The sequence below is a fragment of the Pseudomonas sp. GW821-FHT02A08 genome, from assembly GCF_059422045.1.
The window spans coordinates 41,588-63,413 of sequence record NZ_JBWKWD010000022.1 but is presented as its reverse complement, the minus strand read 5'-3'; the positions used below and the strand labels follow the sequence as shown (position 1 = coordinate 63,413).

Genomic DNA, 21,826 nt, shown 5'->3' with positions numbered 1-21,826 from the left:
CAATCAAACCTGTGGGAGCGGGCTTGCTCGCGAAGGCGTCTGGTCAGTCGACATTATTGTTGACTGACACACCGCTTTCGCGAGCAAGCCCGCTCCCACAGGGGTTCAGCGTTTACCGATCGACCTTATGTCTGGCCGCATACAGACACAGCATCTCCATCGCCAATGTCGCCGCCGCCAGTGACGTGATCTCCGCACTGTCATAGGCCGGAGCCACTTCCACCACGTCCATGCCCACCAGATTGATTCCGCGCAGCCCGCCGAGGATCTCCAGCGCCTGCACCGTGCTCAAGCCGCCGCACACCGGTGTTCCGGTGCCAGGAGCGAATGCCGGATCGAGGCAGTCGATGTCGAAGGTCAGGTACACCGGGTTATCGCCGACCCGCGCGCGAATCGCCTCGACAATCGCTTCGCAGCCACGGCGATGCACTTGCCGTGCGTCCAGCACTTGAAAGCCCTGATGATCGTCATTGGTGGTGCGCAAGCCGATTTGCACCGAGCGCGACGGATCCACCAGCCCTTCCCTGGCCGCGTGCCAGAACATGGTGCCGTGGTCGATGCGCTTGCCCTCTTCGTCCGGCCAGGTGTCGCTATGGGCGTCGAAGTGAATCAGCGACAACGCCCCGTGCTTGCGGGCATGGGCCTTGAGCAGTGGATAGGTGATGAAGTGATCGCCGCCGAACGTCAGCATCGCAGCGCCGGCATTGAGGATGCGCTCGGCGTGAGCCTCTATGCATTCCGGTGTCGACTGCGGCGAGCCGTAATCGAAGTCGCAATCGCCGTAGTCGATGACCGCCAGGTGATCGAACGGGTCAAACGTCCACGGCCAGTGCCGTTCCCAGGCGATCCCGGCCGAGGCGGCGCGAATGCCCCGTGGCCCGAAGCGTGCGCCGGGGCGGTTGCTGGTGGCGGTGTCGAACGGTACGCCACTGACAGCCACATCAACGCCTCGCAGGTCACGACTGTAACGGCGACGCATGAAACTGGTAATGCCGGCGTAGGTACTTTCGGCGGCCGTGCCGTACAGGCTGTCACGGGTAAGGGCTTGATCGTTCTGCATCGGGACGTCCATTGAAGGCTCCTTCTCTTTTCTTATTGGCGGCTACGGAAAGTGGTCCACAGGCGGGTGCGCTGGCGCATGTCCTTGAGGCCCATGCTGCGGTCGGCGTACAGCCGCTCCCGCACGTCAGCCAGAGGGTAGATGTCCGGATCTGTGCGCACCGCTTCATCCACCAGCGGCGTGGCGGCCTGGTTGGCGGTGGCGAAGAACAAGGTGTTGGTCAGTGCCGCCACGGACTCGGGGCGCAACATGAACTCGATAAAGGCACGGGCGGCTTCGGGGTGCGGCGCGTCCTTGGGAATCGCCAGGTTGTCCTGCCATACGAGGGTGCCTTCCTTGGGAATGCGGTAGGCAATTTCATAGGGTTTGTTGGCCTTGCGTGCCTGATCGGCGGCCATGCTCGCGTCGCCGTTGTAGGTCAGCGCCAGGCACACGCTGCCATTGGCCAGGTCGCTGATCTGCCGTCCGGTGGCGACGTACAGCACATTCGGCTGTAACTGATGCAGCAACGCCTCGGCGGCTGACAGATCGTTCTTGTCCGTGCTGTAGGGATCTTTACCCAGGTAGTGCAACGCCAGTCCGATTACCTCCTGGGGCGAGTCGAGAATGGCGATGCCGCAGTCCTTCAACTTGCTCGCGTACTCGGGCTTGAACAGCATATCCAGGCTGTTGAGCGGTGCATCCGGCAAGCGTTGCTTGATCGCCTCGACGTTCATGCCCAAACCCAGGGTGCCCCAGGTGTAAGGCACGCCGTAACGGTTGCCCGGATCGACGGCGGCGAGTTTTTCCAGCAAGTCCGGATCGAGGTTGGCGTAACCCTTGAGGCCTTCGTGGGGAATCGGTTTCAACGCCCCGGCCGCAAGACCCCGGGCCAGCACGCTGGAGGATGGCACCACCACGTCATAACCGCTGCCGCCCGTGAGCAACTTGGTCTCCAGCACTTCCGAAGAATCAAAGGTGTCATAGCGCACATGAATGCCGGTTTCCTGCTCGAACCGTTGCAGGGTTTCGGGGGCGACGTAATCGGCCCAACTGTACAGATTGACCACCTTGTCTTCGGCCTGGGCCGATGCGGCCATGGCTAGAAACAGCGCGGGTAAACACAGCTTGAACATGGGAGCCATGACGAACACCTGACCGGAGGAAGTGGTTGCAGGATGCGTCGTCGGATACATTGGTGAAATATCAAGTTAATTAACCTGACTTTATGACGGAGTAATGTTTGATGCTCGGCCAACTGCATGATCTGGATCTGCAATTGTTGCGTCTGTTTGTCAGCGTGGTGGAGTGCGGCGGCTTCAGTGCCGCCCAGGGCGATTTGGGGTTGAGCCAGTCAAGCATCAGCCAGCAAATGGCCAAGCTGGAAACGCGCCTTGGCTATCGCTTGTGCAGTCGCGGCAAGGGAGGGTTCAGGGTCACGCCCAAGGGCGAACAACTGCTCAGCGCCACCCGTGGATTGTTCCAGTCCATCGAAGCCTTCCGTCATCAATCCAACGGCGTGGCCGGGCGCCTGATCGGCGAAGTGCGCCTGGGTCTGTCCGAAGCCCTGGATCAATCGGTGCTGCAACGGGTAGCCGAGGCGATCCGGCGCTTCCGTGAGCGGGACGAGTCAGTGCGCATCGAACTGATCAGCGCCATGCCCGGTGAAATGGAGCGCTTGCTGCTGCAACAACGACTGGACCTGGCCATCGGCTATTTCTCGCAAGTGCAAAGCGCGTTTGACTACCGCCAATTGTTCATTGAAACCCAGCATCTGTATTGCGCCCCCGGCCATCCGCTGTTCACCAACCCGGCCCCCAACGATCAGGATCTGCAGGCCTGCGACCGGGTCGATCACCCCTACCGTTTCCTGCGCAGTGACGAACCTTTCCAGGGCAAGTTGTGTTCGGCGCGCTCCGAACAAGTCGAAGGCACCCTCGCCTTCATCCTTTCCGGCAAGCATGTCGGTTACTTGCCCAACCACTTCGCCCGTGGTTGGGAAGACAAGGGTTTACTCAGGGCCGTGCGCCGAGACGACATGAGTTTCGATGTCGCGTTTCATCTGGCCCGGCACCGGGCACAGGTGGCCGGCGATGCGCAGAACGCCTTCGAAGAGGATCTGCTCGCGGCGTTTGCCTGATTTCGCCTTGGTCTACGCTGTAACAATATCGGACATCAACATGCAAAAATGCGCAGATAACCTGCACTTATCCGGGTTGTACAAGGCAAATTTGCACTGTTACGATCCGCCATCGCTCGCGCGCGAGCATCTCGATAAAGAACAATAAAAGCAGGGAGTTAGTGATGACTGCTCAGGTTTCATCGAAGGGGGCGCTGTCCCTGGATGCCATGCAGAACGAAGTGCTGGCCGAGGTTCGCAACCACATCGGTCATCTGACCCTCAACCGCCCCGCGGGCCTCAATGCCCTCACCCTCGACATGGTGCGCAACCTGCACCGCCAGCTCGACGCCTGGTCCCAGGATCCGCAAGTCCATGCCGTGGTCCTGCGCGGTGCAGGCGAAAAAGCCTTCTGCGCCGGCGGCGACATTCGCTCGCTGCATGACAGCTTCAAAAGCGGCGACACCCTGCACGAAGATTTCTTCGTCGAGGAATACGCCCTGGATCTTGCGATCCACCACTACCGCAAACCGGTGCTGGCCCTGATGGACGGTTTTGTCCTCGGCGGCGGCATGGGCCTGGTGCAAGGCGCGGACCTGCGGGTGGTCACCGAGAAAAGCCGCCTGGCCATGCCGGAAGTCGGTATCGGCTATTTCCCGGACGTCGGCGGCAGTTACTTCCTGCCGCGCATCCCCGGTGAACTGGGGATTTACCTCGGCGTCAGCGGCGTACAGATTCGCGCCGCCGATGCGCTGTATTGCGGCCTGGCCGACTGGTACCTCGAAAGCGACAAGCTGGGCACGCTGGACGAAAAACTCGACCAGCTCCAATGGCACGACACACCACTCAAGGATCTGCAAAGCCTGCTGGCAAAACTCGGCGTGCAGCAACTGCCTGATGCGCCACTGGCGACTTTGCGCCCGGCCATCGACCACTTCTTCGCCCAACCCGACGTGCCGAGTATTGTGGAGCAACTACGCCAGGTAACGGTCGCCGACAGCCATGAGTGGGCCGTCACCACCGCCGACCTGCTGGAAACCCGCTCGCCGCTGGCCATGGCCGTGACCCTGGAAATGCTCCGTCGCGGACGCGAGTTGCCGCTGGAACAATGTTTCGCCCTAGAGCTGCACCTGGACCGCCAGTGGTTCGAGCGCGGCGACCTGATCGAAGGCGTGCGCGCCTTGCTGATCGACAAAGACAAGACACCGCGCTGGAACCCGCCCACCCTTCAGGCGCTGGACGCCGAACACGTGGCGAGCTTCTTCAGCGAGTTTGACCAGAGCGAGAGCTGAGCCATGCACGATATCGAATTGAGCGAAGAACAAGTCATGATCCGCGACATGGCCCGGGATTTTGCCCGCGGCGAAATCGCGCCCCATGCCCAGGCTTGGGAAAAGGCCGGCTGGATCGATGACGGTCTGGTGGCGAAGATGGGCGAACTGGGCTTGCTGGGCATGGTGGTCCCCGAGGAATGGGGCGGTACCTATGTCGACTACGTGGCCTACGCCCTGGCGGTGGAAGAGATTTCCGCCGGCGACGGTGCTACCGGCGCCTTCATGAGCATCCACAACTCCGTCGGCTGCGGGCCTGTGCTGAACTACGGCAGCGAAGAGCAGAAACAGACCTGGCTGGCGGACCTTGCCAGCGGCCAGGTCATCGGCTGCTTCTGCCTGACCGAGCCCCAGGCCGGTTCCGAGGCGCACAACCTGCGCACCCGCGCCGAACTGCGCGACGGCCAGTGGGTGATCAACGGTGCCAAACAATTCGTCAGCAATGGCAAGCGAGCGAAGCTGGCGATCGTGTTTGCCGTGACCGATCCGGACTTGGGCAAACGTGGCATCTCGGCGTTCCTGGTGCCGACCGACACTGCCGGTTTTATCGTCGACCGCACCGAACACAAGATGGGCATCCGTGCTTCCGATACCTGCGCCGTCACCCTGAACAACTGCAGCATCCCCGAGGCCAATTTGCTCGGCGAACGCGGCAAGGGCCTGGCCATCGCCTTGTCCAACCTCGAAGGCGGCCGCATCGGCATCGCCGCCCAGGCGCTGGGCATCGCCCGCGCGGCATTCGAAGCGGCACTGGCCTATTCCCGTGATCGTGTGCAGTTTGGCAAAACGATCAATGAACACCAGAGCATCGCCAATTTGCTGGCCGACATGCACATGCAGTTGAACGCCGCGCGGTTGCTGATCCTGCACGCCGCGCGCCTGCGCACGGCCGGCAAGCCCTGCCTGTCGGAGGCTTCACAGGCCAAGCTGTTTGCTTCTGAAATGGCGGAAAAGGTCTGCTCGTCCGCGATTCAGATTCATGGCGGCTATGGCTACCTGGAAGACTATCCGGTGGAGAAGTACTACCGCGATGCGCGGATCACGCAGATCTACGAAGGGTCGAGCGAGATTCAGCGGATGGTGATTGCCCGTGAACTGAAGAATTACCTGGTTTGACTCGGTAAAAATCAAAAGCTTCGCGAGCAAGCCCGCTCCCACATTGGATCCCGGCGTTTATGAGATCCCTTTGTGGGAGCGGGCTTGCTCGCGAAGGCGTCAGCAAAGACGCCGCATTACTTGCCTTGGAACTCAGCCTCACGCTTGGCAATAAACGCCGCCATCCCTTCCTTCTGATCCTGTGTCGCAAACGCCGCATGGAACACCCGGCGCTCAAAGCGCACGCCTTCGGCCAGGCTCACTTCGAAGGCACGGTTGACGCTTTCCTTGACCATCATTGCAATCGGCAACGATTTTTTGGCGATCAATGCCGCGACTTTCAGCGCTTCATCCAGCAGTTCATCGCTCGGCACGATACGCGCGACAATCCCGCAACGCTCTGCTTCCACGGCATCGATCAGGCGCCCGCTCAGGCACATTTCCATGGCCTTGGCCTTGCCCACGGCACGGGTCAGGCGCTGGGTGCCGCCCATGCCCGGCAGCACGCCGAGATTGATTTCCGGCTGGCCGAATCGGGCGTTGTCGCCGGCCAGAATGAAGTCGCACATCAGCGCCAGTTCGCAGCCACCGCCCAAAGCGAAACCGTTGACCGCCGCGATGATCGGCTTGCGGCGGTTGGCCACGCGATCGCTATCGTTGAACAGATCGTCGATGTAGATCTGCGGATAGGTCAGCTCGGCCATTTCCTTGATGTCGGCACCGGCGGCGAAGGCTTTTTTCGAACCGGTCAGGACGATGCAGCCGATGTTCGAGTCAGCCTCGAAGCCATCGAGGGCCTGGTTCAGCTCACTGACGATCTGCGCGTTCAACGCATTCAGCGCTTGTGGACGGTTGAGGGTGATCAGGCCAACGCGGCCGTGGGTTTCCTGCAAAATCGTTTCGTAGTTCTGCTCTTTGTCGCTCACAGGGCGGACTCCTTCTTATAAATTGCGTGAAATGACCATGCGTTGAATATCGCTGGTGCCTTCGTAGATCTGGCAGACCCGCACATCGCGGTAGATCCGTTCCAGCGGGAAATCGTTGAGGTAACCGTAACCGCCCAGGGTTTGCAGCGCCGAGGAGCATACCTTCTCGGCCATTTCCGAGGCGAACAGTTTGGCCATCGACGCCTCGACCAGCGCCGGCTTGCCACTGTCACGAAGGGCGGCGGCGTAGTGCACCATTTGCCGCGCCACGGCGATCTGGGTGGCCATGTCCGCCAGACGGAAGGCCACGGCCTGGTGCTCGATGATCGGCTTGCCGAAGCTCTGGCGCTCACGAGCGTAATCGCGCGCCGCTTCGAACGCGGCGCGGGCCATGCCCACCGATTGCGAAGCGATGCCGACACGACCGCCTTCAAGGTTGGCCAGGGCAATCCTGTACCCTTCGCCCTCCTCGCCCAAACGGTTGGCCACCGGGACTTTCACGTCTTCGAAGAGAATCTGGCAGGTGTCGGACGCATGCTGGCCGAGCTTGTCTTCGACCCTTGCGACGGTGTAGCCCGGCGAATCGGTCGGCACGATAAACGCGCTGATGCCCCGCTTGCCGGCGTTCGGATCGGTCACCGCAAACACGATCACCACACCGGCATTCTGCCCGGACGTGATGAACTGCTTGCAACCGTTGAGCACGTAATGATCACCTTCCAGGCGGGCACGGGTTTTCAGGCCGCTGGCGTCGGAACCGGCCTGGGGTTCGGTCAGGGCGAAAGCGCCGAGCATCGCGCCGCTGGCCAGCGGTTTGAGGAAGCGCTCCTTCTGCTCATCGGTGCCGTAGTTGAGGATCGGCACACAGCCCACGGAGTTGTGCACGCTCATGATGGTCGAGCAGGCGCCATCGCCGGCGGCGATTTCTTCGAGCGCCATGGCGTAGGCCAGGTAACCGGTGTCGCAACCGCCCCACTGCTCCGGCACCAGCATGCCGAAGAAGCCCAGCCCGGCCATCTCGCCGATGGCTTCCTTGGGGAAGCGGTGCTCGCGGTCCCACTCGGCGGCGAACGGCTTCAGCCGTTCCTGGGCAAAGTCCCGGGCCATGTCGCGGATTTGTTGTTGGTCGTCATTGGGGATCATGGTGAATCCTTGAATCAATCTAAATGCGAGTCCCTGTGGGAGCGGGCTTGCTCGCGAAAGGGGTGTGTCATTCAACAAAGATGTCGACTGACACGGTCTCTTCGCGAGCAAGCCCGCTCCCACATGGGATTGGCGTCAGTTTCAGTAGAGGCATTCCACGGCCATGGCCGTCGCTTCACCGCCGCCGATACAAATCGCTGCAACGCCACGCTTCAAGCCTTTCTGGCGCAGGGCCGAGAGCAAAGTCACCAGAATCCGCGCGCCGGACGCGCCGATCGGGTGACCGAGGGCGCAAGCACCGCCGTGCACGTTGAGCTTCTCGTGGGGGATTTCCAGATGAGTCATCGCGGCCATGCCGACCACGGCGAAGGCTTCGTTGACTTCCACCAGATCGACGTCATTGAGCGACCAGCCGGTTTTTTTCATCAATTTCTTGATTGCACCGATTGGCGCCACCGGGAACAGGCCCGGGGTGTCGGCGAACGCCGCGTGACCATGGATCACCGCCAAGGGTTTCAGGCCTTGCTTCTGTGCCTGGGACTGGCGCATCAGCACCAGCGCGGCGGCACCGTCGGAGATCGAACTGGAGTTGGCCGCCGTCACGCTGCCACCCTCGCGGAACGCCGGCTTCAACGAAGCGATCTTGTCCAGCCTGGCTTTTGGTGGCTGCTCGTCATTGCTGATCACCACCTGCTCTTTGCCGACCGTCACGGTCAGCGGGACGATTTCGTCCTTGAAGCTACCGTCCTTGATCGCCTGCTGCGCGCGGGTGGTCGAGGCGATGGCGAACGCATCCTGGGCTTCACGGCTGAAGCCGTTGGTTTCGGCGCAGTCTTCGGCGAAGGTACCCATCAGGCGGCCCTTGTCGTAGGCGTCTTCGAGGCCGTCAAGGAACATCGAGTCCTGCACCCGGCCATGGCCCATGCGGTAGCCGGCGCGGGCGCGGTCCAGCAGGTAAGGCGCGTTGGACATGCTTTCCATGCCACCGGCGACCACCACGTCGGCACTGCCGGCCACCAGCATGTCGTGGGCCAGAATCGCCGCCTCCATGCCCGAACCGCACATCTTGTTCAGGGTGGTGCAGCGGGTCGATTTATCCAGCCCGGCACCCAGCGCCGCCTGACGCGCAGGGGCCTGGCCGAGGCCAGCCGGCAGTACGCAGCCAAACAGCACTTCATCGACGCTTTCACTGGCAACACCGGCACGTTCAACCGCGGCCTTGATGGCGGCAGCACCGAGTTGCGGCGCGGTCAGGCTTTTCAGTTCGCCCTGGAAGCCGCCCATCGGGGTGCGGACGGCGCTGACGATAACAATTGGATCGTTGGACATTGTCATGACAAATCCTCCTTACTTGGCGGCCATGCGCAAGGCACCGTCGAGACGGATCACCTCGCCATTGAGCATGCTGTTTTCAATGATATGCCTGACCAGCCCGGCGTACTCGGCCGGTTTGCCCAGACGTGGCGGGAACGGCACGCCGGCGGCCAGGGAATCGCGGACTTCCTGGGTCATGCCGGCCATCATCGGCGTTTCGAAAATACCCGGGGCGATGGTCATCACACGGATGCCGAAACGCGCCAGCTCACGAGCCGCCGGCAAGGTCAGGCTGACAATCGCACCCTTGGACGCCGAGTAAGCCGCCTGGCCGATCTGACCGTCGTAAGCCGCGGCAGATGCGGTGTTGATAATCACGCCACGCTCGCCATCGGCGTCCGCTTCGGTCTCGGCAATCGCCGCTGCCGCAAGGCGCAGCATGTTGAAGCTGCCGATCAGATTGACGTTGATCACCTGGCTGAAACTGGCCAGCAAGTGCGGACCGTTCTTGCCGAGAATCTTCTCGCCACGCACGATGCCGGCGCAATTGACCAGACCGTTGAGGCCACCGAAAGCCTTGACCGTCGCCTGAACGGCCGCTTCGGCCGCCGCTTCGTCGCTGATGTCCGCCACCACGCTTTGCGCGCCAAGGCGCTGGGCCTGAGCTGCAACGGCTTCAGCGTTCATGTCCACCAGCATCACTTTCGCGCCAGCGGCAACGAGCACCTCGGCAGTCGCGGCACCGAGGCCGGAAGCGCCGCCGGTGACGATAAAAATCTTGTTCTGGATCTGCATCATTGTTTCCCTGGATTCAAGCTGGAACGTTCTTCGCCGCGGCCTCTTGAGCCTTGGCGATCTCCTGGTTGCGCAAGATAAAGCGCTGCAATTTGCCGCTGGGGGTTTTCGGCAATTCGCTGACAAATTCGACTTCACGGGGGTACGAGTGCGCCGCCAGACGCTTGCGCACGTGCTGGCGCAGCTCTTCGGCCAACTCAGGGGCAGCGCGGTATTGCGGGCTGAGCACGACGAACGCCTTCACCAGCTCTGTGCGCTCCGGATCGGGCTTGCCGACCACGGCGGCCTCGACCACCGCCGGGTGTTCGATCAGCGCACTTTCCACGTCGAAGGGACCGACCCTGTAGCCGGAGGTGGTGATCACGTCATCGCTGCGACCGACGAAGCTGATGCTGCCGTCCGGGTTCCACTCCACGGTGTCGCCACTCAGATAGTAGTTGCCGACAAAGGCCTTGGTCGGCCCGCCCTCGTAGCCGGCGAACCAGCACATCGGCGATTGGCTGCGGTCGATGGCGAGGATGCCGGGCTGGCCGACACCCAGCTCTTCATAGTCGTCATCCAGCACCACGATGCGGTGGCCCGGCGAGGCGAAACCGGCGGCGCCCATATGAATCGGGTGTTCCAGGCCGTGGTGGTTGCACAGCACCATGCCCAGCTCGGTCTGACCGTAATGGTCGTGGATGACCACACCGAGGTTGTCGGCAAACCAGCGGATCACTTCCGGGTTCAGCGGCTCGCCGGCGCTGCTGACGATACGCAGCTTGCCCTTGATCGATCTGGCGAATTCATCACCACCGGCAATCAGCAAACGGTAGGCCGTCGGCGAACCGGTGAGGTTGGTGATCCCGTACTTGTTGATCACCCGGCAGGTGCTTTCGAGGGTGAACGGGCCATCGTAAAAGGTGATCGGATGACCCATGGCCATCGGCCCCGTGACACCGAAATAAATACCGTAGGCCCAACCCGGGTCGGCGACGTTCCAGAAGGCGTCTTCCGGGCGCAGATCCACCGCATCGCGGGTGTAGCCCTGGAACGCAACGATGGCCTTGAGCGGCACCGACAGCGCTTTCGACGGGCCGGTGGTGCCCGAGGTGAACATCAGCAGGAACGGGTCTTCGCCGGTCAGCAGCACCGGTTCACAGTCGGCGGAATAATTGGCCAGTTCGGCCCAGAAACTGAAATCGCCACGCACCAGGCCCTGCCCTTTGGCACCGGTGACGGTCACCGTGGTCGGACAATCGGCGACTTCGGCGAGTTTCGGCCGGTTCACGGCATCGGTCACCACAACCTTGGCGCCAGAGCTGCCCAAGCGGTGCTCGATGGCTTTGGGGCCGAACGCGGTAAACAGCGGTTGATACACCGCGCCGATGCGCCAAGTGGCGAACACGGTGATCAAGAGTTCGATATTGCGTGGCAACAGGCCGGCGACCTTGTCGCCTTTTTTCACGCCCTGGGCCAGCAGGTAGTTGGCGAAACGCGCGGCCTTGTCCTGCAAGTCGGTGAAGGTGTACGTCGCACTGGTGCCGTCGCGTCCTTCCCAGAACAGCGCGATGCGGCCCGGCAAGGCATGTCGGTCACAGCATTCGACACAGGCGTTGACGGCCGTCAGGTTGCCCGCGAGCGCGGCATCGACGGTGTGCTGATAGTTGAACTGAGAAGTAGCAGACAAGTAATCGCGCATTGCCAGAATCCCTCTGTGTTTCTTATTAGGTTGGGGGAACCGTAATCAACAGGGAAATACTCGCTCTGCGCGGGGTGTCGGGCAATGGTCAAAGTTATCAAGTTGTCTGACTGCTTTGGCCAAAGCCCGCAGGACATCAGGAGGTGAAGCGCACCCCGGGTTTGGCGCGCTCGTCCACGGTCAGCTCGAACACATCCGGCCGGGCATAGTGGCCGACCACGTCATAGTCGTAGCGGGCGCGTACCAGGTCGTCCGTGTCGATTTGCGCGGTAAGCAGCCCGGCGCTGTCGCGCAACGGCCCGGCAAGGATGTCGCCCATGGGTCCTACGATCACGCTGCCGCCGGCAATCAACGGCCGCTGCGCCGGCCAGTTGGCGATGTCCAGCCCCAAGTCCTGGGGCGATGCCTGGACCTGACAGGCGCTGACCACAAAGCAACGCCCTTCATGGGCGATGTGGCGCATGCTGACCTGCCACATTTCCCGCTCGTCCACGGTCGGCGCGCACCACACCTGCACGCCCTTGGCGTACATCGCCGTGCGCAGCAGCGGCATCATGTTTTCCCAGCACACCACCGCACCGATGCGCCCGACCTGGCTGTCGATCACCGGCAAGGTCGAGCCATCGCCCTTGCCCCAGATCAGCCGTTCGGTGCCGGTGGGCATCAGTTTGCGGTGTTTGGCCACCAGCCCCGCCTGCGGATCGAAGTACAGCGCGGTGCAGTACAAAGTGCTGCCGAAGCGCTCGATCACACCGATCACCAGATTGGCTCCAGTGCGTGCGCACAGCCCCGCCAGCGCCTCGGTTTCCGCGCCGGGTACGTCGATGGCATTGGCAAAATAGCGGGCAAAGGCTTCGCGCCCTTGTGGCAAGCGATAACCCAATTGAGTGCCAAAGCCCTCGCCTTTGGGATAACCACCCAGCAGCGCTTCCGGCATCACCACCAACCCGGCGCCGGATTCGATGATCGCGTTTTCATAGGACAGGATCTGTTCCAGGGTTTCAGCCTTGCCACCTGGCAAGGCGCCGATCTGCAGGGCCGCAACGATTGATTTGGCCATCTTGGAAACTCCATTCGCGTCAGGTGTTGCTCATTCTCCGGCGTCACGCGATCATCAATAAAGACCGATTCACTGCTGAATGATATGAGCCAAATGAATATCACCGACGTCGACCTCAACCTGCTCAAAGTCTTCGAAGCGCTGCACGAAGAGTCCAGCGCCAGCCGTGCCGCATTGCGCCTGGGCGTGACGCAATCGGCCGTCAGCGCGGCCTTGCGTCGGTTGCGCGAGCTGTATGGCGATCAGTTGTTCGTGCGCACCGGACGTGGCCTGGCCCCCTCGCTCAAGGCCAACCAGCTCAAACCGGTGGTCAGCGATGCGCTGAATAAATGCCGGCAGAGCCTGGCGATGGTCGATCCGGCTGCGCAACAGTACGAAGGCCGCTCGGTCACCGTAGGAATGTCGGATGATTTCGAAATTGCCTACGGCCGGCGGTTGATCGAAGAAATTGCCCGAAGCGCGCCGAAGCTGCGGCTGATTTTCCGCCAGACCCACAGCCAGATCGTCGCCCAGGCGCTAATGGAACGAAGCATTGACCTGGCGATTGCCGCGGGCGGGTTTGCCGAGCGGTTGCTCAGCCGTCAGGTGCTGGGGGAAGGTGGCTATCTGTGCCTGGCGGACCCGTTGAGCCTGGTGGAGGGCCAGCAGAACATCAGTCTTGAGGAGTTTGTGGCCCGCGAACACATTCTGGTGTCGTCCGGCGGTTTTATCGGCATTACCGATGAGGGATTGGCGGCGCTGGGGCTGAGTCGACGGGTGTGCGCCTCGACCACGCATTTTGCCGCGTTGCCCCATTTGCTCAAAGGCAGCCGGGCGGTGGCGACCATTCCGGCCCATGCCGCCCAAAGCATCGCAACGCTCAGCGGGCTGGCGCTGCTGCCCTGCCCCCTGGCCTTGCCGCGCTACCCGATCGAACTGGGCTGGCGGACCAGCACCCAGCTTGACCCGGTATTGTTGAAAGTGCGCGAGGCGATTGTCGCCGCTTTCTCGTAGGAGCTGCCGCAGGCTGCGATCTTTTGCTGTTTGCTGTTTGCTGTTTTCTTTTCGGCGGCGGCTGGGCAACAAGATCAAGATCAAAAGTTCGCAGCCTTCGGCAGCTCCTACTTGGCCGCCATCAGGCGATTGACTTCACTGCGCACCATGTTGGCGAATTCCGGGGGCGACATGCCGTCCAGTTCGGCGCGCACCCATTCTGCCCACTTGCCTTTGCGCTTGGCCCGTTCGCCGAACAACCGCGCGGCCTCGCCCTTGGCTTTGCCCAGGTTGTTTTGCCAGAGTTCGAACAGACGGGATTTCTCGTCTTCAAGCGCAGCGCGCTCGGCAAGGGGTTTGTCGGCCAGATTGAAGCTCATGGGAATTTCCTGCTGCGTAAAATTGGCGACATCTTACACTGTAGGACGAAAGGTCCTGCGCCGGTTTTCAGCAACATGACCTCCTCGGGCAAAATAGCTGCAACTTTTCCGACGACAGCAGACTCCATTGGTCACTGTCCACTTACCTGCAAGGAGTACTTCAATGGCCCGCAAAACCGCCGCGCAAGCCACCGAAGATCAAATCAAGGATCAAGTCTTCAGCGAACTTCAGTCGCTGATCGAAGAGTCGGAAAAACTGCTGAAAAGCAGTGCCTCGCTGGTCGGGGAAGAAGCGGAAACCCTTCACGGACAAATCGCCCTGAAACTCCAGCAGGCCAGGGATTCGGTGAGCAGCGTGCGCGACCGGACCTTGCCTGCGGTCGAGGCCACTGAAACCTATATCGGCGGGCATCCATGGCAAACCGTGGCGATTTCCGCCGGGTTTGGCCTGGTGGTGGGATTGTTGCTGGGCCGTCGCTGAGCACTGGCAAACACTGAACCTTGTGGGAGCGGGCTTGCTCGCGAAGGCGGTGTGTCAGCAACTTGGATATTGGCTGACACGACGCTTTCGCGAGCAAGCCCGCTCCCACAGGTTCTATCGCACCTGCCGAGAGGATCAGTCCCCCGCCAGCTCCCGCAGGTTCGCCAGCGTCTTGGCATCCAGCTCAATGCCATTGGCCTGTGACTTCGCGCGCTGATGATGACGCCGGTCACCCGGCAAACGCTTCAAGCCAACACCGTGCATTTGCCGCACCAGTTCCTGGCTGCGCTCGGCAAAACTTTGCCCCGCCGCTTTGGCCGGATCGATCACGATCAGCAACTGGCCAGTCCAGGGGGTCTTGGCGCCAGGGTGGTTCTTCCAGTCGAACTCGAAGGAAAAATTGCCGCCAGTCAGTGCCGCCGCGAGCAACTCGACCATCATCGACAACGCCGAGCCCTTGTGTCCGCCGAAAGGCAGCAACGCACCACCTTCGAGAATCGCCTTCGGGTCCGTGGTCGGCTGACCGAGGCTGTCCACGCCCATCCCTTCCGGCAAGCGCTTGCCTTCGCGAGCGGCAATTTGCACGTCGCCATGGGCAATGGCACTGGTGGCCAGGTCGAAGACAATCGGCCCGCCATCGGCCCGTGGCGCAGCGAAGGCAATCGGGTTGGTGCCGAACAACGGCCGGTCGGCACCGTGGGGCACCACGCAGGTCATGCTGTTGACCACGCTTAATGCCACGAGGCCTTCATCGGCGAAGGGTTCGACATCCGGCCACAAGGCCGCGAAATGGTGTGAGTTACGGATCGCCAGCACCGCGATGCCGGCACTTCGGGCCTTTTGCACCAGTAGTTCGCGTGCCGCCGCCAGGGCCGGTTGCGCAAAACCGTTGTTGGCGTCGACCCGCACAAAACCTGAAGCCACATCTTCGACCACCGGAACCGCCTGGCCATTGACCCAGCCGCTTTGCAGCGTCGAAACATAACCCGGAATGCGAAACACCCCGTGACTGTGCGCGCCGTCGCGCTCGGCACCGGCGCAGTTTGGCGCCAGCACCCGGGCAACCTCGGCCGACGTGCCGTGACGCAGAAAAATCTTCTCCAGCAAAGCGCTCAGCGCTTCGAATGACAGGTGTGACGAGACCGCAGTAGAGGCGTGATCGTGTGGCGCAGACATCTGAAGCTCCAGAATGATTATTGGAGGGAACAACAGCGTACAAAGACCCGCCGATTAACAACGCGCGGCGAGTGACCTGTCAACCTTTCGCTCAGGGTCGATGATGTATATCCGTGTCACGAATGCCCACTACCCGTGCGTTATCTATTTACCACCTGCGTCAACGCACCGGCTTTTAGTCTCGATGCTCAACCCACAGGCGCCTTTGAGTGGCACCTTGAACGAGACTCGACGATGTCTACACCTGTACCTGTACCCGTAACTCCGCTGTTTTTCCCTGAGGCGCTGACGTTGCGCGGCCTCTGGAGAGAACTGGGCAAAACCCACGGGCTGACGCTAAAGGACTTCGAATGGTTCAGCCAAATCGAACTGGCCAGCCAGGCACTGCGCGATCAGCAGAAGCCGCCCATGCTCGCGAAAAGAATCCTGCTGAAAATCCCTGGCCAGGAACCTGTAGTGCTGGCCGGCAGTTTTTTGCTGACCGCGACGCCCGATGACAATGGCCTGATTCTCTATACCCCCTACACGGGAATAAAAAAGTTCGCTGACCGTTCGGCCCTGACCCTACACCTTGTGACTCAACTCAAGGCGGCCAGCGAAGAAGACGATCTGCTGGCCTTCATGGCGTTATCTTCACGCAAGGCCGTGGCGGACGCCGCCGACATCGGGCTGGACTTTCAAACCATCGATGGTGACGTGTTCGAGGACCAGCGCAATACCCTCTCCACCCAACAGCAGATCAACAACCAGGCCCTGCTCGACGAACTCAAAGCACTGCCGTCCCTGAAGTCGCTGCTCGATGCATGGCTGGGTAAACAGCTGGCTTTGTCTTTCCCCGGTCTGGATCAGCGCCAGACCCGGGTGAATTTCTATCAGGCAACAACGCAAGAGGACGACGATGAAAGCCGTCCGACGCGGCGCTGGGTCAACTCTTTGTCCCTGAGTGACGCCGTACTCCTGCACTATCGCCATCAGTGTTGGCCGTCCGGGCAGTCCCATGAATTTTCCCATCCGAAAAAGTCCCCGGCAAACGCCGACCAGCCACACTGGGAAGCCGCGGTCACGACGCTCTCGCGCACACTGATCAGCCTGTTGGTCGGGCAGCTCGATGGTTTCTGGGCGACGGCGAGTGCCGATGGCGCATCGCGTCGCGAGTACTTCGGCCGCGCCATCGCCGCTCAGGCGCAAGTGCAACTGCTGCTCAAGCGCGAAGCCGGGATCATCACCCCGGAGCAAAGCCAGGACTTGCACGTGTTGATCTCGCCAACCAGCCGAACGAACCAGTCAATGGCGGTCGAAACCGTGCGTCTGTGGGAGTACCAGGCCAACTATGTCGAGTTGGCCGGTTCCCTGATGGTCAGCGCCAGTGATGCGTTTCTCTACACGCCCACCGAAGGCCTGCAGGTGCTCAAGGACTATCAGGACTTGTGCGATACCGTGCTGAGCAAGTTCAGCGCGGCCGGTCACGAGGATGAGCTCTATGGCCTGCTGAGCCTGGACGAACGCCAACGCTTCATCGGTTTTGATCGGCCGAATGTGAGCGGGGAAGTGATTTCCGGCGCGATCTTCAACAAGCTCTTCGACGCGATCGTCACCAAGCAACTGCAGAACATCGAATATGCCCTGCAGGTGTTCCGTCACAGTGACGGCGCCGTGGACATCCACGCCCTGTTCGACAAGGCGCTGGATATCCGCTCGATGATCGGCGAACGCTTGCTGACGCTGGATGCCGACGGACGCTGGAGCACCCGGCCAGTACTGTCCGGCGATCAGCTTCCCTCCATGGTGCTGGCCGATACGGCGGCAGCTTTCGTCAAGACCTTCAGCGACATCGAAACACTGATCAAGGCAGACTTTGCAGCACAACCGCTCGCTTCGCTGGCCTTGCAGCGGGTTTATCTGGAAAACATGAAACCCCGCCTGGCCCATGCGCTTTCCGTCGGCATACGTGGCGAAGCCAGTGTTCGCGGGCTTGGCGCGACACTGCGGGACGCGGATCGGGCCATTGTTGAAACCGTTTTCAACCCGGATCAGGCCGGCCGACAAAATCGTCGGTCACTCAAGGGTTTCCGTCCTGATGTCTACTCGTTGACCCTGGCGTGCTCCGGTCAGAGGGATGTCCTGCCCCTGGCCCATTGTTTGATCTTGACTGAGCGTGGCGGGCTCGATCCCTCGCATTCCGGGCGGACGATCCTGTGGACACCCGCCGAGGGCCTGGAAGTGTTTGACACCATCAGTCGTGCACGGCTGGAACTGAACCGCCGCCTGCTCGACCCACGACATCGCCTGGCGCTGCTGGAAAACCTCACCCCGGCCCAGCGCGTCTTTCACCAACGCTACTCACTGGGTCCGCTGCGGCTGATCGAAGGGTCTGTACTGGAGCACGTCGCGCAATCGTCCATCGAGCATTTTCTGGCTCGCTGCGAACACGTGCGCACCTTCGAACTGAACGACACGAAGCAGAAAAAAGCCCTGAAAGCCCTGACCACGACGGTCTTCAACACCAACCTGCAAAGAGCCACCTCGATTTCCCGGGCAATCAGCCGGCAGCAGGCCCTGCCCGCCTGGCTTGGCATGGCACCGCTGGAAGACCAGCGACTGCACCTTGAACTGCTGGAGCAATACCGCAACAACGTTGATGAGGACAAAGACTACTTGCACGGGATCAAACCCCTTAAATCGTACGTGCATGAAACGCTGACGTCGTTGCTCGGCAGCCGCTTCCCCGCGAAAGCGCTGGACCCCGACGACATCGAAATCACCCCCGACCTGACCCTGGCTGGCCCCGCCCGGAGCCTCACTGAGTTCGCCTTGAACCATGTCAACGTTGCGCAAGGCACAGGGTTCAACGTCAGCTCGGCAACCTCTCAAGCCTTGCCCGCGGGGTTGGACCAGGCGGCGGTCCGTCAACTGTTACTGTCACTGGGCATTGCGCAGAACTACGCCAAACAGGTCACGGACAGCTTGTCGAATCAAACGGCTGGCGTCGAAAGCCGAATGTTGCGCTTCGTCAAACAACTGCCCTGGCAACTGCTGCAACACGCCCACCAACTGAAGCTGCAGCAACGGCTGTCCGACGGAGCTTTCGATTTGCTTGGGCAGGTGCTGGACATGCCGGACGCCATCGCCCGGGCGGCCGTGCAGGGTGCGCACGCGATTGCCCGGCCACTGGAGCTGATCAAGACAACCGGTGCCGCTGCCGTCAAGGCGCTGGGTCTGTACCTGATTGGCCCCGGCAGTGGCAAGACAGGCCCGCAAATCCTCTACGCCCCTTACCACCCCGGCGGCTCACCGTTTGTCGAGTTCGACAATGAGGCGAGCGTTGTCGCGGCGCTCAACACGCCGGGGCCATTGCAGGACATGTTGATTCGTCGCCTGCCGGACCGTGAGCAAACAGTGTTTCGTAACCTGTTCGGGTCCACCGTCGGCCAGTCGAGCGAAATCACCCTCGCGTCCAGCCCCATCGACGGCAACCTGCTCACCCGCTTTTTCCATGACAACACCCAACTGCTGGCGCAGTTGCTCGCCAGCCAGTCACACGCTGCCGGTCAGTCGGACTGGGAGGCTGTCAAACACCTGTTCGGCTCGGGCATTGATCGCATTTCAGCCCTGCTGCCGGGCAAACTCGCGTATGGGCAATTTCTTTGGCAGGCCTTCAAGGACGCCCGAAATTCGGCCGAAGCCCTTCAGGACCATCACTGGGGTACGGCATTACGGAACTTTATTGCCGGTGCCGCGCAACTCGTGTCATTGGGCCGGTTATCGTTTGAAGGATGGACCGACACCGCCCAGGCAACCGGTGAAGCGGTTGCTCAACCGGTTGCCACCCCCGCGATTGCGCAACCCTGGTCGCAGGTTCGGTCGACAGCCGCGCTGCGTACGCGGCTGCAACCGTTCGAAACCACGGTCGAACTGAAAGATCTGACGAAAAGCCGCACTGACGGCACCTACCTCGAAGCGGCCAGCCAGAAGACCTTCGCCGCCATTGCCGGCAAGGTGTACGGCGTGAACAAGACCGGGGCGGTTTGGCGAATGGTCAAGGGCGCAGAAGAAGGCCCCGTGTTACGGGCAGCATCTGACAAGCAACTGCTGATCGACCCGGATACCCACACTGTCCACTTCGGCAAATCCCTTTCGAAAATGCACAATCAGTTTGCCAACGCCCTTGTTGCCAGGGATGTGCTGACCATCGAGGCCCGGGGGATGGAAGAAATCCGCGCAAAACATCCCGAAAAAGCCCGGATGATTGTGCAGGCCATCGACATGGCTCGCTATTACGCGTTCAACAGCCTCCACAATATGGTGCAGCTACGCAAATTTCTCCCGGGTACACGGCTGGATACGTTCCTTAAAGGTTTTTTTGGCGTTGGGCGGATCGACCAAGGGCTGCTCGACAAAATCAAACAGGCCATCGTTCCCATCTGCAACGCGCTGGTCGATCCCGATGAAGACTGGATGAACTCGCAACGCTTTATCGTGGGCTCAAGCCGGAACCCGAATGACAATCTCATCGCGTTTGTCCTGGACAAGGATCAACAGCGCAATGTGCACTTCACGGAACGATTCTTCGATCAGCAACTCGACTGGTACAAATCCTGTTTAACCCAGCCCTTCAACGTCGACGGCCATAGCCAGGCCGCTACGCTGATACACGAGTTCGCTCATTTGTTTTCCGGGGCCGTGGACATTGCAACCCTTGAGGCCAGGCGACCGTTCAGCGATCTGGTAGCGCCGATCACCGCCTATGGCGCCGCTATGAAACAGTCACAGCTGGACTTCCAGCGAGAAGCCTTGTCGATGGAAACGCCGCAGGAGGAACTGTTCGCACGCTGGAACAGTGCTCTGCAAACGTGGGTCAGCCTGGATTCGATTCCGGGTTCTTATCACGTCGGCAAGGCCATCCTGAAACTAACGGGCAGCAAGACCATGGATAAGGCACGGGAAGCTTTTTTAAACGTGCAGGATCCGAAGTTCCGAACCGATGTCATTTTGCACAATGCCGACTCTATCGCGTTTCTGATCTGCGAAATGGGCCGGCAACTGGACCCGGTGCCCGTCACTTCGCCCCCTGAAACCTGATCCCGACGTAACACCGCGCAGATCAGCGGATCTGCGCGGTACAGCGGCGCGTATTTTGATCTTTTTTTCACTCGTCCTATGGATACTGCTACCCGACAACAAGTGTTCCAGAGGCAAGTCGTTGAAAAAGAACTGCACATTGATAGTTAAATGCCATGGCTGATGTTCTCGCAGACTTCCCCCAAGGTTAGAATGCACGAAATCAGGATGAGCCAATGACCGAACACACGCTCTCGGAAGCCGAATACGACGCCGTCACCGATGCCGCTGCGCATTGGTGCATGCGCCTGCACGCCAGTGATTGCACCGAGCAAGAGCGCCAGGCGTTCGAGCAGTGGCGTGATGCGCACCCGCTCCATGCCTTCGAGTACGAAGCGATGCTGGAGATCTGGGAAGTCGCCGGCGACCTGCCCCATCCCGCGCCCGTCGTGCCGCTGGTTCGTACTCAACCGCAAAACCCGTGGCGACGCCTGGGTATCGCCGCGGCGATATGTGCCCTGGCACTGCCCTTGGCCGGATATGGCGGCTGGCACCTGGGCTGGGTACCGAACGCATACCAACATTTCGAAGCGACCGACAATGTTCGAACGGTCACCTTGAAAGACGGCAGCCAGGTGGAACTGAACCTGGGCAGCGAACTGACCTACAGCAACTACAAGGATCATCGGCAAGTCACGCTGAAAAAAGGCGAAGCCTTCTTCAGTGTCAGCCATGACACTCGCCACCCCTTCGTGGTCAAGGCCGCTGAAGGCCGGATTCGCGTGACCGGCACCCAATTCAACGTCTGGATGTATGAAGACCAGGTCAAGGTCAACCTGATCGAGGGTTCGGTACTGGTGAGCAGCAACGCCGACCTGCAAGGCGACGGCTTGCGCCTTGACCCGGCGATGCAGGCCAGTTATCGCCACGGCGACTTCATCCCCCGCATCAGCCAGACCTATGACAATGACAGCTCGCTGGCCTGGCGCCAGGGCAAACTGGTGCTCGACGATCTGGCGCTCAGCGATGCGCTGCCGCTGATCAACCGTTACCTGGACAAACCCTTGATGGTGGCCGACAACAGCACCGGCTCGATCCATATCGGCGGCATCTACAACATCAAGGAGATCAACGGCCTGGTGAAATCCTTGCCGCGGGTCCTGCCGGTCTACCTGACCCGCAACCAGAACGGCAATCTGGTGGTCAACGCGATTCCACAGAAGAACCCGAAAAGCTAAAAGGCCGTCACCCTTGCG

At 61.0% G+C, this 21,826-nt stretch carries 17 protein-coding genes; 7 read left to right on the top strand and 10 right to left on the bottom strand.

Annotation, left to right across the window (positions count from 1 at the left end; translation table 11 throughout):
- Window positions 1-112 precede the first annotated feature (112 nt).
- Both speB and AC07W4_RS16795 read right to left on the bottom strand, forming a co-directional pair.
- Window positions 113-1,072 (bottom strand): agmatinase, encoded by a 960-nt coding sequence (gene speB / locus AC07W4_RS16800; RefSeq protein WP_495033174.1) that lies wholly within the window; start codon window positions 1,070-1,072, stop codon window positions 113-115.
- 20 nt (window positions 1,073-1,092) lie between these two features.
- Complete coding sequence (locus AC07W4_RS16795; RefSeq protein ID WP_495033173.1) at window positions 1,093-2,184, bottom strand: polyamine ABC transporter substrate-binding protein; 1,092 nt, start codon at window positions 2,182-2,184, stop codon at window positions 1,093-1,095.
- 101 nt (window positions 2,185-2,285) lie between these two features.
- Between AC07W4_RS16795 and AC07W4_RS16790 the strand changes: the two genes are divergently transcribed.
- The 3 genes from AC07W4_RS16790 (at window position 2,286) to AC07W4_RS16780 (ending at window position 5,605) form a co-directional block, all read left to right on the top strand.
- Window positions 2,286-3,179, top strand: coding sequence for a LysR family transcriptional regulator (locus tag AC07W4_RS16790; protein ID WP_008053752.1), 894 nt, complete (start codon window positions 2,286-2,288; stop codon window positions 3,177-3,179).
- Window positions 3,180-3,343: 164 nt separating this feature from the next.
- The gene (locus AC07W4_RS16785; protein WP_495033172.1) at window positions 3,344-4,450 is read left to right on the top strand and encodes an enoyl-CoA hydratase/isomerase family protein; all 1,107 of its coding nucleotides are present in this window, start codon (window positions 3,344-3,346) and stop codon (window positions 4,448-4,450) included.
- 3 nt (window positions 4,451-4,453) lie between these two features.
- Complete coding sequence (locus AC07W4_RS16780) at window positions 4,454-5,605, top strand: acyl-CoA dehydrogenase family protein (RefSeq protein ID WP_008053756.1); 1,152 nt, start codon at window positions 4,454-4,456, stop codon at window positions 5,603-5,605.
- A 116-nt stretch (window positions 5,606-5,721) separates the two neighbouring features.
- Here the strand turns inward: AC07W4_RS16780 and AC07W4_RS16775 are convergent, their stop codons facing one another.
- The 6 genes from AC07W4_RS16775 to AC07W4_RS16750 form a co-directional block, all read right to left on the bottom strand.
- Entirely contained in the window at window positions 5,722-6,510 is a 789-nt protein-coding gene (locus AC07W4_RS16775) for an enoyl-CoA hydratase (protein WP_495033171.1), read from the bottom strand.
- Between the two features lie 15 nt (window positions 6,511-6,525).
- The gene (locus AC07W4_RS16770) at window positions 6,526-7,653 is read right to left on the bottom strand and encodes an acyl-CoA dehydrogenase (RefSeq protein ID WP_495033170.1); all 1,128 of its coding nucleotides are present in this window, start codon (window positions 7,651-7,653) and stop codon (window positions 6,526-6,528) included.
- 141 nt (window positions 7,654-7,794) lie between these two features.
- Window positions 7,795-8,988, bottom strand: a complete 1,194-nt coding sequence (locus AC07W4_RS16765; protein ID WP_495033169.1) for an acetyl-CoA C-acyltransferase — start codon at window positions 8,986-8,988, stop codon at window positions 7,795-7,797.
- Between the two features lie 12 nt (window positions 8,989-9,000).
- The gene (locus AC07W4_RS16760) at window positions 9,001-9,762 is read right to left on the bottom strand and encodes an SDR family NAD(P)-dependent oxidoreductase (RefSeq protein WP_032829944.1); all 762 of its coding nucleotides are present in this window, start codon (window positions 9,760-9,762) and stop codon (window positions 9,001-9,003) included.
- A 16-nt stretch (window positions 9,763-9,778) separates the two neighbouring features.
- Window positions 9,779-11,443 carry an AMP-binding protein gene (locus tag AC07W4_RS16755; protein WP_495033168.1) on the bottom strand — a complete coding sequence of 555 codons (1,665 nt, stop codon included), beginning with the start codon at window positions 11,441-11,443 and terminating at the stop codon, window positions 9,779-9,781.
- Between the two features lie 136 nt (window positions 11,444-11,579).
- A complete protein-coding gene (locus AC07W4_RS16750) occupies window positions 11,580-12,503 on the bottom strand; it encodes a carbon-nitrogen hydrolase family protein (protein ID WP_495033167.1) in 924 nt (307 codons plus the stop codon).
- A gap of 84 nt (window positions 12,504-12,587) precedes the next feature.
- Here AC07W4_RS16750 and AC07W4_RS16745 point away from each other — a divergent pair, with 84 nt between their 5' ends.
- Window positions 12,588-13,496, top strand: a complete 909-nt coding sequence (locus tag AC07W4_RS16745; RefSeq protein WP_495033166.1) for a LysR family transcriptional regulator — start codon at window positions 12,588-12,590, stop codon at window positions 13,494-13,496.
- Window positions 13,497-13,603: 107 nt separating this feature from the next.
- Here the strand turns inward: AC07W4_RS16745 and AC07W4_RS16740 are convergent, their stop codons facing one another.
- On the bottom strand, window positions 13,604-13,855 hold the full coding sequence (locus AC07W4_RS16740) for a hypothetical protein (RefSeq protein WP_007983592.1): 252 nt from the start codon (window positions 13,853-13,855) through the stop codon (window positions 13,604-13,606).
- A 163-nt stretch (window positions 13,856-14,018) separates the two neighbouring features.
- Here AC07W4_RS16740 and AC07W4_RS16735 point away from each other — a divergent pair, with 163 nt between their 5' ends.
- A complete protein-coding gene (locus AC07W4_RS16735; RefSeq protein WP_495033165.1) occupies window positions 14,019-14,336 on the top strand; it encodes an ElaB/YgaM/YqjD family protein in 318 nt (105 codons plus the stop codon).
- A 135-nt stretch (window positions 14,337-14,471) separates the two neighbouring features.
- Here the strand turns inward: AC07W4_RS16735 and AC07W4_RS16730 are convergent, their stop codons facing one another.
- On the bottom strand, window positions 14,472-15,512 hold the full coding sequence (locus AC07W4_RS16730; RefSeq protein WP_495033164.1) for an Ldh family oxidoreductase: 1,041 nt from the start codon (window positions 15,510-15,512) through the stop codon (window positions 14,472-14,474).
- A gap of 234 nt (window positions 15,513-15,746) precedes the next feature.
- On the opposite strand from AC07W4_RS16730, the gene AC07W4_RS16725 reads away from it, so the two are divergent.
- The gene (locus AC07W4_RS16725; protein WP_495033163.1) at window positions 15,747-20,591 is read left to right on the top strand and encodes a dermonecrotic toxin domain-containing protein; all 4,845 of its coding nucleotides are present in this window, start codon (window positions 15,747-15,749) and stop codon (window positions 20,589-20,591) included.
- Between the two features lie 215 nt (window positions 20,592-20,806).
- The gene (locus tag AC07W4_RS16720; RefSeq protein ID WP_495033162.1) at window positions 20,807-21,808 is read left to right on the top strand and encodes a FecR family protein; all 1,002 of its coding nucleotides are present in this window, start codon (window positions 20,807-20,809) and stop codon (window positions 21,806-21,808) included.
- The last annotated feature ends 18 nt before the right edge of the window (window positions 21,809-21,826 follow it).